Origin of the sequence: Kribbella aluminosa, from assembly GCF_017876295.1 — a bacterium.
GTDB lineage: Bacteria > Actinomycetota > Actinomycetes > Propionibacteriales > Kribbellaceae > Kribbella > Kribbella aluminosa.
Window position 1 is genome coordinate 3148525 of sequence record NZ_JAGINT010000002.1, and the last position, 15877, is coordinate 3164401.

The following is a 15877-nucleotide window of genomic DNA, read 5'->3' on the forward strand; positions in this document are numbered from 1 at the left end:
TCGTGTTTCGTGCCAGAGCTGTTGCTGTCTGTTCCGTCGTACTGCTGCCGTTGAGCGCGGTGCAGGCGAGTGCTGCCGATCCTGTTGAGGCCGGGGTGCTGGTCCCGGGCCATACGGCGGCCGACGTCGGTTTGTCCGGTGCGCGCGTGGTCGTGTCGGATCCGGCTACGCACGCGGTGTACGAGACCAGCAACAACGGGACGACGTGGACGGCGTCGGGCGGTACCTCTTCGGGCAAGCCGTTGCAGGTGGAGGGTGCGGCGCTGCTGACGTTCGACGGCAGTACTGCGAAGGTCGGTGGGCTCACGTTCCCCGCGACGGACGACGTGGTGCTCGGGAAGGGCGGACTGCTCGTTTCGCACCGTGTTGCGAGTGCTGCGACGGCTGAGGTGTACGACGTTGCCGGCAAGACCAAGTTGGCCGACGTGGCGCCGCCGTTCGCGTTGTCCGGCGACACGCTGTGGAAGGTGACCGAGCCGGGGCATCTTGACGGCAAGAACCTGACCACTGGTGACGTGAAGTCCGTGCTCGTTGCCAGCGCGTGCAGCATTGGGCCCGGCGGTGTGAACGGGCGCTGGGCGGTGCTGAGCGGTTGTAACCAGGTCGTTGACGTCAACGGGCCGCAGCCGCCACGGAACCTCACCGTTGCCGCGGACTCCCAGCTGGGCAACGGGTTCGCCGTACAGTCGTCGGGGTCGAACCTGTTGGTGACGGACCTCAACGATCCGGGCCTCGGGCAGCGCAGCTACGGGCCGATCCGTAGTACTGGGCCTAGCTTCCGCGTGGATGGCTCTGGGCAGGCCAAGCTCGTGTACGCCGACGGGTCGAACAACCCGCGGGTGGCGACGTTGAGCTGGCTGACCGCGGACCCGCAGCAGCTCCCGGACACTGTGGCGCCAGTACTGACCAACGCGTCTGCTGGGGACAGGGTGCGTGACAACACGAGCCTGTCGTTCGAGTGGGCGTACGACGACCCGCAGTACCCGAACTCTCCGGCCAGCGGGGTTCTGAGCTACGACCTACGGATCCAGCAGCGTCCGAGTCGGACGTCGCCGTACGGTGCGTGGAACGAGGTACCGGGCTGGCAGGGGCTGACGTCGACGGCTGCGAGTCTTACGGCTCCTATTGGCACGGATACGTGCTGGCAGGTGCGGGCGCGGGACTACGCGGGCAACCTGAGCGCTTGGAGTACGTCGTACTGCAGTGAGGTGGACGGTACGGCGCCGGCGTTGGTCACGTGGCGGATCGGGGACCGCGTCCAGCTGAGCGGGATCGCCACGGTGCGCTGGGGGTACAAGGACGACACTGACATCGCGTCGTACGACGTGGTCTACAAGACCGCCGCGACGGGCGCCGCACTCGGCCAGTGGATCTATCCGGCCAACTGGCAGAACACCCGCATCACCGCGATCACCTGGGCGCCAAGACCCGGCTGGGACGAGTGCTTCATGGTCCGAGCCCGCGACTACCTCGGCAACGTGTCCGCCTGGTCGGCGCCCATCTGCTCCGTAGCCCCCGAAGACGACCGAGCCCTCACCTCAGCCGGCACCGTAACCCGCACCACAAGCCCACTGGCCTTCCAGGGCACAACCACAATCCTGCGAGCAAACGGCGCCTACCTCACCAAGGCAACCGAGTCCGGCCAACGCATAGCCCTGATAGCCCTCCACGGCCCCGGCCAAGGCAAGGTCGACATCTACCACGCCAACATCAAAATAGGCACCGTCTCCCTGTCCGCCTCCACCACCACCCGCGTCGTCACCTACCTCCCCACAACGGCCTTCCGCACCGGCCCCCTAAAAATCATCTCCACCACAACAGCCCCCACCTCAATAGACGCCGTAGCCCTCCTCCGAGCCCCATAACCACAAAACCCGACCTGAGCAGCCGAGCGGAGCGAAGGCGTAGGGGGTGCGGGTGGCGGAGCCCCCGCCGGCGCCGAGCGGAGCGACGGCGCACAAAAGAAGAGGGCGAGGCCGCCTGCGCTGTTCGCAGGCATGCCTCGCCGCTCGCCCGAGCGGGTGACGAGAATCGAACTCGCGTAATCAGTTTGGAAGACTGAGGCTCTACCATTGAGCTACACCCGCGTGCCCGGACATGATTCCACACGGGGGGCATTGGACTCAAAACGCCACGGGCGAGGCCCCGGTTGAGGCAGTGGTGGGGACCCGGTGGCGCGAGCACTGGTTCGGGGCGGCTAGACTCGTCCGGTCACTGCGGGGCGTAGCGTAGTGGCTAGCGCGCCTGCTTTGGGAGCAGGAGACCGCAGGTTCGAGTCCTGTCGCCCCGACAAACCCCGTGCAGTACCGGCTGTGGCGTCGGCTGTCCGGCGCCGCAACATGTCACCGAATCAAGGAGAACCGCCACCGTGAAGAGCACCGTCGAGTCCTTGAGCCCGACCAAGGTCAAGCTCCTCGTCGAGGTGCCGTTCGAGGAGCTCAAGCCGAGCCTCGACGCGGCGTACAAGAGCATCGGCCAGCAGATCGTGGTGCCGGGCTTCCGCAAGGGCAAGATCCCGCCGCAGGTGATCGACCAGCGCGTCGGTCGCGGTCCGGTGCTCGAGGAGGCGATCAACGACGCGCTCCCGAAGCTGTACTCGCAGGCGGTCAGTGACAACCAGGTCAAGGCGATCGGCCGGCCCGAGGTCGACGTGACCGAGTTCAACGACAAGGAGAGCCTGCAGTTCTCCGCCGAGGTCGAGGTGCGCCCGGAGATCACGCTGCCGGACCTGGAGGGTCTGGTGGCCGAGGTCGAGGACATCGCGATCTCGGACGACGAGGTGACCGAGCAGATCGAGTCGCTGCGTCAGCGCTTCGGCTCGCTGAACCCGGTCGAGCGCGCCACCGGGGACAATGACTTCATCACGATCGACCTGTCCGCCAGCAAGGACGGCGAGAAGGTCGAGGAGGCGCAGGCCACCGGCCTGTCGTACCAGGTCGGCTCCGGCCAGCTGCTGGACGGCCTGGACGAGGCTGTCATCGGCCTGAGCGCCGGCGAGAAGAAGACGTTCGTCACCCAGCTCGTGGGCGGCTCGCTGAAGGGCGAGGACGTCGACGTCGAGGTGACGGTGACCGCGGTCAAGGAGCAGGAGCTCCCGGAGTTCGACGACGAGTTCGCGCAGACCGCGTCGGAGTTCGACACGGCGGCCGAGCTGAAGGCCGACGTCCAGACCCGCCTGGAGCGCGGCAAGCGCCTCGAGCAGGCCGGCGAGGCCCGCGACGCGGTCCTGGAGAAGATCCTGACCCTGGTCGAGGTGCCGGTCCCCGAGGGCCTGCTGACCGACGAGCTGGCCGCCCGAAAGGAGAACCTGGAGCAGCAGCTCGGGTACTCCGGGATGACCATGGAGCAGTTCCTCGAGGGTGAGGAGCAGACCCAGGACGAGTTCGACGAGGACCTGAAGAAGCGCTCCGAGGACGCCATCAAGGCGCAGTTCGTGCTGGACCTGGTGGCCGAGCAGCAGGAGCTGAGCGTCAACGACCAGGAGCTGACCGAGCACATCGTCCGGCACGCGCAGCGTTCCGGCGTCAGCCCGGACCAGTTCGCCCAGCACGCGGTCGAGAACAACCTGGTCCCGAGCCTGGTGTCCGAGGTCGTCCGTGGCAAGGCCCTGGCCTACCTGGTGGAGAACGCCAAGGTCACCGACGCGTCCGGCAACACGGTCGAGCTGCAGACCCTGCAGCCGGACGGCACGTACGCCGACCCGGAGGCCGCCGAAGCCGAGGCGCCGGCCGAGGAGCCGGAGCCGGCGAAGGCCTGACGCACCCGAAATCCCTGAAATCCCCAGCACGGCCCGGACCCTCGGTGGGTCCGGGCCGTTCGCATGCCGTCGTACGTTCGCGACCCGGCTGTGACCTTCCTCGCCTAGCGTGCTCGGTGAAACGATTTCCAGGCGGAGGGGGCGGGTGTGGCCGCGCTGCTGGAGGAGCCTGAGGTACGGCGGGACGCCGACCGGCCGGACCCCCGCGAGGTACCTGACGAGGCAACCGTCGAGGAGTCCGGGTCCGTGGTGCTGTGCGGGTGGTGAACGTTCCCGGATTCGCTGACAGCAGACGAGGAGGAGCCGCGGGGTGCGCCGTGAGCGAACACCTCCGGCCCAGCCTTAGGTCTGTCGCCACGGACCAGTAATGTCGGGTTCGTGAACGAGACATTTGCAGCCAGCCCCACCGCCGCGGGCGGCAACGGATCCGGCGGACACGACGACGACATCTACCGGGAGTTGCGGAAAAGCCGGATCATCTTCCTGGGGTCCGAGGTTCGCGACGACAACGCGAACGCGATCTGCGCGCAGATGCTGCTGCTGAACGCGCAGGACCCGAACGCGGACATCTGGCTGTACATCAACTCGCCGGGCGGCTCGGTGGACTCCGGCATGGCGATCTACGACACCATGCAGTGGATCTCCAACGACGTCGCGACGGTCGGGATGGGTCTGGCCGCCTCGATGGGCCAGTTCCTGCTCTGCGCCGGCGCGAAGAACAAGCGGTACGCGCTGCCGCACGCGCGGATCATGATGCACCAGCCGTCCGGCGGTATGGGCGGCACGGCCTCCGACATCAAGATCCAGGCCGAGCAGTCCCTGCACCTGAAGGCGCTGCTGTTCAAGCTGATCTCCGAGCACACCGGCCAGCCGCTCGATCAGGTCGAGAACGACGCCGACCGGGACCGCTGGTTCACCGCCGAGCAGGCCAAGGAGTACGGCTTCATCGACCACGTGTTCGCCAGCGCCGCCCAGCTCAGCCCGGGCAGCCCGAACTCCTGATCTCCCACTCCGTCAGTTAAGGACAGCACCATGAATTACTTCATCCCGCAGTGGGAGGAGCGCACGTCGTACGGCATGCGCCGGATCGATCCGTACACGAAGCTCTTCGAGGACCGGATCATCTTCCTCGGTACGCCGATCACGGACGAGATCGCGAACGCCGTGATGGCGCAGCTGCTCTGCCTGCAGTCGATGGACTCCGACCGTGACATCAGCATCTACATCAACTCCCCGGGCGGCTCGTTCACCGCGCTGACCGCGATCTACGACACCGTCCGCTACATCAAGCCGGACGTCCAGACGGTCTGCCTCGGCCAGGCGGCCTCCGCCGCGGCGGTGCTGCTGGCGGCCGGTACGCCGGGCAAGCGGCTGGCGCTGCCGAACAGCCGGATCATCATCCACCAGCCGGCCACCGAGGGTACGTACGGCCAGTCGAGCGACATCGAGATCCAGGCGAACGAGATCCTCCGGCTGCGCGCGCTGCTGGAGACGATGATCGCCGACGCCAGCGGCAAGTCGCACGAAGAGGTCTCGCGCGACATCGAGCGGGACAAGTTCCTGACCGCCGAGCAGGCGATCGAGTACGGCCTGATCGACGACGTCCTGCAGAGCCTCAAGACCCCGGTCCCGGCCGGCGTCTGAACGAGTTCGAAACTGGCCCAGCCGGTCTGACCGGCTGTCAAGGGCCTGACGCGTTCGCCACCGGCGTAGTCACAACCCGGTGGCGAGCGCGGTTTTTCTACCCCGTACGGGGTACCGTCGAATTCGGTCCGACTGCGCATAGAAGGGATCTGTCCCGGTGGCACGCATTGGTGACGGCGGCGACCTGCTCAAGTGCTCGTTCTGCGGCAAGAGTCAGAAGCAGGTCAAGAAGCTCATCGCCGGTCCCGGCGTCTACATCTGCGACGAATGCATCGATCTCTGCAACGAGATCATCGAGGAGGAGCTGAACGAGGGCTCCGAGGTCGGTCTCACCGAGCTGCCGAAGCCGCGCGAGATCTACGACTTCCTCAACGCGTACGTCGTCGGTCAGGACGTGGCCAAGAAGGCACTCGCGGTGGCGGTCTACAACCATTACAAGCGGGTCCGCGACGGCCAGGGCGCGTCCAGCGCCGGCCGGCACGCGAAGGACGAGGCCGTCGAGCTGGCCAAGTCGAACATCCTGCTGATCGGCCCGACGGGCTGCGGCAAGACGTACCTCGCCCAGACCCTCGCCCGGATGCTCAACGTCCCGTTCGCGATCGCGGACGCGACCGCGCTGACCGAGGCCGGGTACGTCGGTGAGGACGTCGAGAACATCCTGCTGAAGCTGATCCAGGCGGCCGACTACGACGTCAAGAAGGCCGAGACCGGGATCATCTACATCGACGAGGTCGACAAGATCGCCCGCAAGAGCGAGAACCCGTCGATCACCCGGGACGTCTCCGGCGAGGGCGTGCAGCAGGCGCTGCTGAAGATCCTCGAGGGCACGACCGCGAGTGTGCCGCCGCAGGGCGGCCGCAAGCACCCGCACCAGGAGTTCATCCAGATCGACACCACGAATGTGCTGTTCATCGTCGGCGGCGCGTTCGCCGGGCTGGACCACATGGTCGAGCAGCGGGTCGGCAAGAAGACGCTCGGCTTCAACGCCTCGCGGGAGCCGGAGAAGCCGAAAGAGGCCGGCGGGTACGCCGACGTCATGCCGGAGGACCTGCTCAAGTTCGGGCTGATCCCGGAGTTCATCGGCCGGCTGCCGGTGATCACGACGGTGTCGCCGCTGGACCGCGATGCACTGATCAAGATCCTCTCCGAGCCGAAGAACGCGCTGGTCAAGCAGTACCGGCGGCTGTTCGAGATCGACAACGTCGAGCTGGAGTTCGACGACGACGCGGTCGAGGCGATCGCCGACCAGGCGCTGCTCCGCGGCACCGGCGCCCGCGGCCTGCGGGCGATCATGGAAGAGGTCCTGCTCAACGTGATGTACGAGGTGCCGAGCCGGGAGGACGTCGCGAAGGTCGTCGTCACCGGCGAGGTGGTGCTGGAGAACGTCAACCCGACGCTGATCCCGCGCGACCAGATCGAGCGCACCAAGCGCGACCGGCGCGAGAAGAGCGCCTGACCACTTCACTCCGCAGAGGGAGGCCGGGTCCGCCGTACGGCGGGTTCCCGGCCTCCTTCTCGTGGTGGACGCGACGGGAGCGGCCGCCCTCCTACGGTCGGTGACATGACGCCCAGAAGAATCCTTCGAAGACTGTCTGTCGCCGGCGTGGCCCTGGTGCTGCTGACGCCGCTGACCACTGCCGTCGCCCAGGCGAAGTCCGTCGTACCCGAGATCAAGTGGGGGACCTGTGGGTCCGACCCGAGGCTGAAGCCGTTCCAGTGCGCGAGTGTCGAGGTCCCGACCGACTACGACAACCCGCACGGTCCGACCACGAAGATCGCGCTGACCCGGCTGCCGGCCACCGACCCGGCAGACAAGATCGGCACACTGTTCACGAACCCCGGCGGACCCGGCGGTCCCGGCGTCCTGTTCCTCCATCAGGACGGACTGCGGATCTACACGCCGGAGGTCCGGGCGAGGTTCGACATCCTCGGCTTCGACCCGCGCGGTGTCGGGCAGTCCGACCCGGCGACCTGTTACCCGACCAAGGCCGACGAGTCGAAGGCGCTGGCGAACTACCCGGCGTTCCCGGTGGGGGCGAAGGAGGAGCGCCAGTTCATCGTCGACAGCGCGAAGCTCGCGGTCAGCTGCCGGACCACGTCACCGGACCGGATGGCGCACTACTCGACCGCGAACGTCGCCCGGGACATGGACCTGCTCCGCCAGGCGGTCGGCGACGACAAGCTGTCGTACGTCGGCTACTCGTACGGCACGTATCTCGCTGCGACGTACGCCAAGCTGTTCCCGAACAAGGTACGGGCGCTGGTGCTCGACGGCACGCTGCTCCCGGAGTGGTACTCCGGCTCGAACGGCGACAGGTCTCCGGTCGGTGTCCGGATGAAGCAGGGCGAGGGCGCGTACGACACGTACGAGCAGTTCCTTGCCGAGTGCAAGAAGGCCGGCGGGAACTGCGCGCTGAACAGCCTCGGTGACCCGAAGACGGTCGTCGAGGGCACGCTGGAGCGGCTGAAGACGCATCCGGTCGACCTCAGCATGCCCGACGGCTCCACGCTGAGGATGACGTACGCCCTCGCGGTGGCCGTCACGTTCTCGAACCTGTACGACCCGAACGGGTACCCGGCGCTCGCGCAGCTGTGGACCGAGCTGGCGAGCACGAATCGGGCGAAGGCCGCGACCACCATCCCGCAGGCGATCGTGGAGTGGAACCGCCGCAAGGAGGACTACACCTCGATCGGTACTGCGCTGCAGCCATGCGTCGAGGCGAACCAGTCCGGCCGTCCGCTGGCCTACCCGGCGTACGCCGCGGCCGCGGACAAGCGGGCGCCGCACTTCGGTGCGTACCGCGCGTGGATCGGCATCCAGTGCGAGTTCCTGGGCATCCGCGACCACGACGCGTTCCTCGGCCCGTGGCGGAACAAGGTGAAGCAGCCCGTGCTGGTCTTCGGCACCCGCCACGACCCCGCGACGCCGTACGAGGCCACGAGGCCGTACGCCGACCTGTACCCGGACGCGCGCATGGTGACGGTCGAGGGCTGGGGGCACACCACCATCGGTAAGAGCGCCTGCGCCGACCGTCTCACCACGGAGTACCTGACTGAGCTGAAGGCGCCTGCGGACGGTACGACATGCAACCAGGACCGCAAGCCGTTCGACCCGGTGCCTACAGGGACGCAAGCACCGAGTCTGCTGCCGCAATAGTCTCGTCGACCTGGGCCGCGGTGTGCTCGGTCGACAGGAACCACAGTCCACGCGGGACGATGTTGATCCCGGCAGCGAACATCCCCGCATGGAACCGAGCCATCGCGGCCCGGTCGCAGGCGGCGAACGAGCGGTAGTCGGTGACCTCGGCCTGGTCCGTGACGTACGTCTGGAACACCGGGCCGGGGCCGTCGACAAGCAGCGGTACGCCGTGCCGTGCTGCCGCCGTACGGAGACCGTCCATCAACCGCTGACCCATGGCGTTCAGCGACGGGTAGACGGCGGCACGGTTCTCGTCGAGGTGACGGAGTACTGCGTCCGCTGCCGCCATCGCGACCGGGTGCGAGTTGAACGTACCGGCGTGCGCGACCTTGCCGTCGGCGATCGACGTCATCACCTCGCGGGAGCCGACCAGTGCCGACACCTGCATACCGCCGGCCATCGCCTTCCCGAAGGCGGCCAGGTCGGGTACGACGTTCAGCAGTTCGCCGGCGCCGCCCGGAGCGACCCGGAAGCCGGTGATGATCTCGTCGAAGATCAGCAGCGAACCGTGCCGCCGAGTGAGTTCGCGGAGGCCTTCGAGGTAGCCGGGCTGTGGGGTGATGCAGCCGGTGTTGCAGAGCAGTGGCTCGAGGATGACGGCGGCGATGTCGTCGCCACCGTCCTGCATGACCGAGGCGACCGCTGGAAGATCGTTGTAGGGGAGCACGATCAGGTCGTCCGCGTCGTGCCGCGGCTGGCCCGCCGTACCGCCGACCGCGGTCGGGTGCCGCGCGTCGCCCGCCAGCGCGAGGTCCGGGTGCACGCTGTACAGCACCGGGTCGAGCCAGCCGTGGTAGTTCCCTTCGAACTTCACGATCTTGGGCCGCCCGGTGTGCCCGCGGGCCAGTCGGATCGCGCCGTGCACCGCCTCCGATCCGACGCTGTTGAAGCGGACCAGTTCTGCTGCGGGGACGATGCTGCAGAGGCGCTCGGCGACCTGTGCCTCCAGTTCGTGCTGTGCGGCGTACGCGACACCACGGCGTACCTGTGCAGACACCGCGTCAGCAACCAGCGGCGCTGCATGGCCCAGCAGGTTGGGGCCTTGGCCGAGTACGTAGTCGACGTAGCGGTTGCCGTCCACGTCCCACAGCTCCGCGCCGCCGGCGTGGTCCACGAACAGCGGGCGCTCGGCGCGGCGGGCGTCGCTGGACACTCCCCCCGCGATCACCTGCTTGGCACGGGCGTACAGACGGTCGGCTTGGGTGTGCACAGCGTCCTCCAAGGGCGGTCAGTCGAGCTTCTCGGTCAACAACCGGAACTGCTGGCGTGGCCGGCCGCCGCCGGTGGACCGTGCCGGTGGCAACGGCCAGGCGAGGCCTGCGTCGACCAGCTCCTTCAGCATGCGGCGGCCGGTGCGCTGGGTGACCTGCATGATCGCGGCGACGCTCTCGACGTCTACGACGACCTGCCGGCCGGGTGTGGAGCTCATGGCGGAGGCGATCGACGTGACGATCTCCAGCGCCCGCTGGTCAATGGGCGACGTACTGTCGATCGGTGCGGCGTCAGTCGTGGCAGGGCCTGGCTCCAGGTCCAGCCGGTCGCTGCCACCGTCCAGGTAGACCGCGACCTTCCCACCGGCCGCTACGGACTCCTCCACAGCCATGAGGGCGTTTGCCTCGGCAGCACGAGCCGTCTGGCCTGTACCGGCACCTACCGCGACAGGTACACCGAGCTGCGCGGTCAACGCACCTAGGAAGGGCGCGAAGGCGAACTGCTCGGTCAAGCGCACAAGAGCGCCGTACGTCGTCGTCACCAGGAACAGGGTGTCTGAGCGGCGTGTGACGGAGGCTCCCACCTGACGTGCTTCCGACAGCAGCTTCTGGTGTGTGAGCAGCGCCAGTTCCTGCTGCCAGTAGTCTCCGGACTCAGCACGCGACGGGATCACCTGTACGGCGATCATCGCCAGCTGGTGCGCCCCCATGCGCGTGCCTTGTCCCAGCAGTACTGCGGTCTCCAACGCGTCCCGCACACTCGACCGCGTCGGCGCGATCCGCAGTACAGGTACGCCGGCTGCTTGCAGGTCCCGCTCCACCGACAGGATCGTGGTCAACGCGACCGTCGTGTGCTGCCGCTCGTACTTCTCCCGGTGGAACGCCGCGAACCTGTCCACGGAGGCAGGCCCTTCGTACGGCACGTCGTACACCTCTGCGGTGTCCAGGCCGATCTCGTCGTACGCCTCAGTGACGTCCGCGAGCGAGAGCGAGTCGATGCTGACCCGGCTGAGGTCGACGTTCTCGATCCTCAGCGAGGCCCGCAGCAGGGCGGCGTACAGCGCGGCGCCCGTGAGCGGCAGGTGGGTGGACGGGACGGTGAGCCAGTGGCCGGTCGTCGCCAGGTCGAACGCCCACGGGCCCGGGAACACCGCCGAGTCGATGCGGTCCCGCAGCCGCAGGTAGCGCTCCTCCGCCTCGGACTGGTCGTCGTACCCGCCGGTGAGGAACCGGATGCCGTGGGTGGACCGTTCCGCGACCTCCTGGCCCACCTCCGCCATCGTCTTCACCAGCCGGCGCGGCCCGAACAGGCCGACGGTCACCGACGGCAACCGTTCACCCGACACCTGCTCCGGCTGCTGCGTCTCGTCACTCATTGGTCAACCCCTCGTCCTCCCGGCAGCGGCCGCCACCGGAACAGCTTGCGGGCGTTCCCGCTGAGAACATCTTGACGTTGACCCTCCGTCAGCGGCGCGCACACCACCCGGCCCAGCGACATCCGCTGGTCGATGAACGGGAAGTCCGAACCGAACAGCACCCGGTCGCTGCCGATCTGGTCCACCATCGAGCGGATCAGCGGCCCGGTCATGTGCGAGCCGCACACCTCCAGTAGCAGCGACTCGTACCGGCTTGCCACCTCGATCGCCTCGTCCACGCCGGGTGGGGTGATCCCGGCGTGTCCGAGGATCACCGACGTACCCGGGTAGCGTTCGGCGACCGTCCGGAACATCGCGGGGGAGTCGTACGGCGACCTGTGCTCGGAGTGACTGAGCACGGGGCAGCCCGTCTCCGCGGCGAACTTCCAGACCGCGGCGTACCGGGTGCCGGTCACGGGGTAGCGGTGCAGGCTCGGATGCACCTTGATACCGACGAACCGGGCGTCGTCGGCGAGCCGCGTGAGCTCCCGCTCCGGGTCCTGCCACGGGTTGACGACGGCGTACGCCGCGATCCGGTCCGGGTACGCGTCGACGGCGGCGAGCGACTGCGAGTTGCCGAGGTGCGCGTCCTGCTGGATCGCACGATTGGCCGCGAGCACGGTGACGTCGGTGCCGGTGGCGTCCATCACTGCGACCATCGTCGCGGCGTCCGGAGTGGGGATGAAGAACAGCGAGTACGGGCCGAGGTGCGCGTGCACGTCGACACTGCGGTACTGCGGCCGGCGGCCGATCACGGCCGGGCTCCGAGCCGGAACAGGCGGCTCGCGTTGCCGAAGCCGACCCGGCGGACGGTCGGGTCGTCGAGCCCGGACCAGGCCAGCCGGACGATGCTCTCGCCGGGGTCGCGGACGCCGAGCCCGGTGGCGAACAGGAGACGATCGGCGAGGTCGTTCTCGGCGAGCCACTCGGCGCCCTGGTGCGCCGCGAAGTCGACGAGGTCGACGTGAACGTTGGGGTGGCCATCGAGTGCGGCCCAGAGCTCGCGGAGCTTCCGGTAGCCGAGGGTGGAGAGGACGATCGGTAGCTCGGGGTGGCGGGTCGCTATCGCGCCGAGCTCCGGCCAGGAGAGCTCGGCCGCGTCGACACACAGGGGCAGGCGGTTGGCCTCGAGCGCTTCGTACAACTCGTCGAGCAGCCCGGGCGAGTAGCCGTGCGATGCCGGATGAATCCGGAACGCGGCCACACCGTCGTCGAGCGCCCGCTCAACCAGTCCGCTCAGCGAGTCCAGCTCGCCGGCTGTTGCCGGCACCGCAGTCCAGCAGGCGACCACTCCACGATCAGCCAGATCATGTGCCACCGCAGACGCTTCACTGTTCCCACCGATCGGATCGTGCAACCAGGACGCCATCGCGCTGACCAACGCACCAGATAGCTCGAACCGGTCGAGATGCGCGGCGATCGCCTCCCGATCGGCAGCCGGCAACAGACTCGCAGGGTGAGCCCCAGTCACCACCCGAGCATCGAACCACCCAGAAGTCACCCCTTTACTCATCACGACCGGCTTCCACAGTCCAGGGGCCGGCGTACGGGAGGGTGAGGTGCGCCCAATCGTTCTCGACAACCGCGTCGACGGCTATGTCGTCCAGCCGGATCTCTCCACTGGCATGGATCCACAGTCCACAGCGGGCCGAGCTGTTGACCTCGAAGCGGATCCCGTCGTCGGTCAGCTTCGCGAGTACGTCGACCTCGTCCGTCGAGCGTAGGAGTCCCGGGAGTTCGCGTACGCCCCAACCGATTGCCCAGGACAACTTCCCGTCGACGGTCCGGGCCCAGGTCGACGTACCGATCCGATCGACGGTCGCGCCGAAGCCGACCACCAGTTCACCGTCGGCCCGCTCCGCCGTCACCGCGGGCGGCTCGCCCTGAGCGTGCGGTACCAGCACGGTCGTGAAATCACCAACCGTCCGCGTGATCGCCAGCGAATGGAGGGGTCCGTATTCAGCCGACCGACTACGCAGGACCGGGCGGCGGGCGATGCCTTCTGTCAGTTCGGCCGCGGTGGCGTCCGCGTCGAGCAGCAGGAGACCCGGCCCGTCCGGCGCGGAGGCGTCGTACGTGCCTGGTCGCAGCTCTCGCCACGGGTGCAGTGCATGCCAGTACGCACGGAACGTTGCCCCCTCGGCGTTGTCGACCACCACGAAGTACGACGGCTCCTCGCGGACCAGCGCAATCGTCCGCGACTGAGGGATCCCGTACCCGTGGTGTCGCCCGGCGAAGACGGCAACCGGCCCCGTGTCCACCAAGGCGTCGACCTGCACACCCCGGTCCGTAGACAGCTCCCGACCGTCCACCACCACAGTGTTGTGCCCGAGTCCCGCCTGGTACCAGGTCAGGTACGACGGATCGTCGTAGCTCGGCGGACCACCTGCCTCCCACAGCAACGGCTGCTGCCACCCGTCCACCACAAGATCGAGCACCGCCCGATGCGAGTGCGACTCCAGCTCGTGCTCGATGTGCGGCCCGTGGTTGATGACGGCCCGGATGTCCGCACCCCGGAGGATCGTGTACCCCGAATCAGGCAGCACAGTCGACGGCGCCAGCTCAGCCGCAGGCCCCGGCTCCAACCACCGCTCCTCCCGCCCAGCCCAAGCAGGAAACGCAGCAGCCTCAGCAGCAAGCTCCGACGGCGACAGCCACTGCGCGGCAACCCGCGCCAACGCAGGGTCGTTCAGCAGATAGCTACCGCGCAGCAACGACGCAGCCGGCCACTCGATCCCGCTGTCCTGCAGGTGCGGCATCCACCCGCCGGACGACGCCAACTCGCCCATCCACCCATGCATCGCAGCAAACCGAGGATGCGCCGCCACGGCCGGGTCGATCCGCGCTGCGGTCTGTAGAGCGGTCAGAACCATCCGGTGGTACCCGGGCGACCTCTCGTAGTGTCCGCCGTCCGGATAGACGTCCAGAACCAAGTGCTCCTCGATCCGCTCCCTGGCACGCGCCGCCCACGCCGCAGACTCCACCAGGCACGGCAGTACGGCGCTCAGGTGCAGCAGCTCGGTAGCGCAGACCAGCTGCCAGTTCCCGTGCCGGAACACGTCGTGCTCGTCGTACGCCCACCGGGCACCACCGACAAGCGTCGCCACCAGCCGGCCCCAGACGCAGTCGGAGAGCGGTGAGGTCGTCAGTACTTCAAGAGTCGGCAGCAGGCTACGACAACGAGCCCACGTGCCTAGCGAGTACCAGACGGGGTCCAGCCCAGGCCACTCGCCAACAACGGTGTCACGCCGCTCCACCCACTCGTCCAGGTGCCGCTCGAACGCCTGCAGGTACCGCTCGTCACCAGTCAGCAGCCACGCCTGCACCCCTGGCAGTAACCACCCCAGGTAGTGGAAGCCGTAGAGCTGCGAGCGCCCAAGCCCACGCCCAGTAACGTCCACTCCCGAGAGCAACGGCGCAGCAGCGGCCAGGGCGGCATCCGGTTGTGCTGCGGCGGCCCACTCGGGCAACGGCCAGGCCGGCCGCCGCAGCTGCTGACCGACAAAGCCGCGAAGCCCCTCAAGATCGGCGGCGCGCGAGCCGAACGCCTTGAGCAGATCGTCGGTCCCGATCCGGTTGATCCGCCCGTCGATGTGCCGGGGCTTCTCAGGACCCGAGCTCACGAGACCTCGACCGGCTGCCGCGTCTCGATCGACAGGTGCGCGGCCTCCAGTACGGCGGTCACGTTCCGGCTGCTCTCGATCGTGATCAGCGGTTCCCGTCCGGTACGGCAGCAGTCGACCCAGTGCGCGATCGCGTCGGCGTACGCACCGGACGGGACCCCGTGCATCACCCGCTGCAGCATGTTCCGCGGATACGTGTACCCGTCCGCCCGCGCCAGTACGACGCTTTCCTTCTGCCGATCCAGCTGTACGACGCCGTTGTCCGCGACCACCGACACGTACGAGTCGACCGTCGTCGGGAACGTGTTCGGATAGATCCACGCCGACTCGAACGTCGCCACCGCGCCCCGCGAGTACTCCGCCTGGATCTGGATCGCGTCGGGCGTGTCGATCCCGAGCGACCGCAGCTTCCCCCAGCGCGCCGTCGCGTACACCCGCCGTACCTGGTCGCGCAGCAACCACGACACCAGGTCGATGTCATGACTCGAGAGAAACCAGGCACACGTCGTCCGGTCCGCCCACGACAGCATCTCGGTCGGCACGAAGATCGTGTCGTCCTTCCGCGCGTAAGCGACCGCGCCCTCGCCGAGATCGGCGAGCAACTCGTAGGCCTGTGCGTACGCCGGCACCCACCGGTGATTGAACAAGCACATCGCGACGACACCGTTCGCCCGGATCGCCTGCACCGCGGCGTCCGCCTCGGCGACCGACGTGGTCAGCGGCTTCTCCACCAGAATGTGCTTACCGGCCGCGGCGGCCTGCACCATCATCTCGCCGTGCAGGTCGTCCGGAGTGGTCAGCACGACGGCGTCCACCGAGTCACTCGCCAGCAGTGCCGCGAGATCGGGGTACACCTCCGGCCGGGCGCCGCGGCCGCCGATGTCGCCGGCGAGCAGCTCGGCGGATGCCGCCGAACGGCTGGTGACCGCGGTGATCGAGGCGTCGGGCCGGGCGGACAACGACAGCGCGTTGCCGCGCCCCATGATCCCGGCCCCGACGATCCCGATCCGCAGCTTGTCGGACGTCAC

The 15877-nt window shown here is 68.1% G+C and carries 12 protein-coding genes and 2 tRNA genes; 7 read left to right on the top strand and 7 right to left on the bottom strand.

What is annotated here, in order from left to right; translation table 11 throughout:
• Positions 1-2 precede the first annotated feature (2 nt).
• Positions 3-1865: a phage tail protein gene (locus JOF29_RS36245; RefSeq protein ID WP_209698857.1), complete on the top strand. Its 1863-nt coding sequence runs from the start codon at positions 3-5 to the stop codon at positions 1863-1865.
• Between the two features lie 151 nt (positions 1866-2016).
• On the opposite strand, the gene JOF29_RS36250 is transcribed toward JOF29_RS36245, so the two are convergent.
• Positions 2017-2087 (bottom strand) — tRNA-Gly (locus JOF29_RS36250).
• A 130-nt stretch (positions 2088-2217) separates the two neighbouring features.
• On the opposite strand from JOF29_RS36250, the gene JOF29_RS36255 reads away from it, so the two are divergent.
• The 6 genes from JOF29_RS36255 (at position 2218) to JOF29_RS36280 (ending at position 8558) form a co-directional block, all read left to right on the top strand.
• A tRNA-Pro gene (locus JOF29_RS36255) sits at positions 2218-2290 on the top strand.
• 78 nt (positions 2291-2368) lie between these two features.
• Entirely contained in the window at positions 2369-3757 is a 1389-nt protein-coding gene (gene tig, locus JOF29_RS36260; protein WP_209698858.1) for a trigger factor, read from the top strand.
• A 378-nt stretch (positions 3758-4135) separates the two neighbouring features.
• Positions 4136-4759: a ClpP family protease gene (locus tag JOF29_RS36265; protein ID WP_209698859.1), complete on the top strand. Its 624-nt coding sequence runs from the start codon at positions 4136-4138 to the stop codon at positions 4757-4759.
• A 30-nt stretch (positions 4760-4789) separates the two neighbouring features.
• Positions 4790-5401 (top strand): ATP-dependent Clp protease proteolytic subunit, encoded by a 612-nt coding sequence (locus tag JOF29_RS36270; RefSeq protein WP_209698860.1) that lies wholly within the window; start codon positions 4790-4792, stop codon positions 5399-5401.
• 157 nt (positions 5402-5558) lie between these two features.
• Positions 5559-6857, top strand: a complete 1299-nt coding sequence (gene clpX / locus JOF29_RS36275; RefSeq protein WP_209698861.1) for an ATP-dependent Clp protease ATP-binding subunit ClpX — start codon at positions 5559-5561, stop codon at positions 6855-6857.
• A gap of 105 nt (positions 6858-6962) precedes the next feature.
• The gene (locus JOF29_RS36280) at positions 6963-8558 is read left to right on the top strand and encodes an alpha/beta hydrolase (RefSeq protein ID WP_209698862.1); all 1596 of its coding nucleotides are present in this window, start codon (positions 6963-6965) and stop codon (positions 8556-8558) included.
• Here the strand turns inward: JOF29_RS36280 and JOF29_RS36285 are convergent.
• The 6 genes from JOF29_RS36285 to JOF29_RS36310 are packed head-to-tail and all read right to left on the bottom strand — an operon-like array spanning position 8521 to position 15877.
• Positions 8521-9810: an aspartate aminotransferase family protein gene (locus JOF29_RS36285; RefSeq protein WP_209698863.1), complete on the bottom strand. Its 1290-nt coding sequence runs from the start codon at positions 9808-9810 to the stop codon at positions 8521-8523. The genes JOF29_RS36280 and JOF29_RS36285 overlap by 38 nt on opposite strands.
• An 18-nt stretch (positions 9811-9828) precedes the next feature.
• The gene (locus JOF29_RS36290) at positions 9829-11187 is read right to left on the bottom strand and encodes a hypothetical protein (RefSeq protein WP_209698864.1); all 1359 of its coding nucleotides are present in this window, start codon (positions 11185-11187) and stop codon (positions 9829-9831) included.
• On the bottom strand, positions 11184-11981 hold the full coding sequence (locus JOF29_RS36295) for an amidohydrolase family protein (protein ID WP_209698865.1): 798 nt from the start codon (positions 11979-11981) through the stop codon (positions 11184-11186). Before JOF29_RS36295 ends, JOF29_RS36290 begins: the two co-directional genes overlap by 4 nt.
• Entirely contained in the window at positions 11978-12700 is a 723-nt protein-coding gene (locus tag JOF29_RS36300) for an amidohydrolase family protein (protein WP_209698866.1), read from the bottom strand. The genes JOF29_RS36295 and JOF29_RS36300 overlap by 4 nt, the downstream gene beginning before the upstream one ends.
• Positions 12701-12731: 31 nt before the next feature.
• Entirely contained in the window at positions 12732-14849 is a 2118-nt protein-coding gene (locus tag JOF29_RS36305) for a heparinase II/III family protein (RefSeq protein WP_209698867.1), read from the bottom strand.
• On the bottom strand, positions 14846-15877 hold the full coding sequence (locus tag JOF29_RS36310) for a Gfo/Idh/MocA family protein (protein ID WP_307863866.1): 1032 nt from the start codon (positions 15875-15877) through the stop codon (positions 14846-14848). The genes JOF29_RS36305 and JOF29_RS36310 overlap by 4 nt, the downstream gene beginning before the upstream one ends.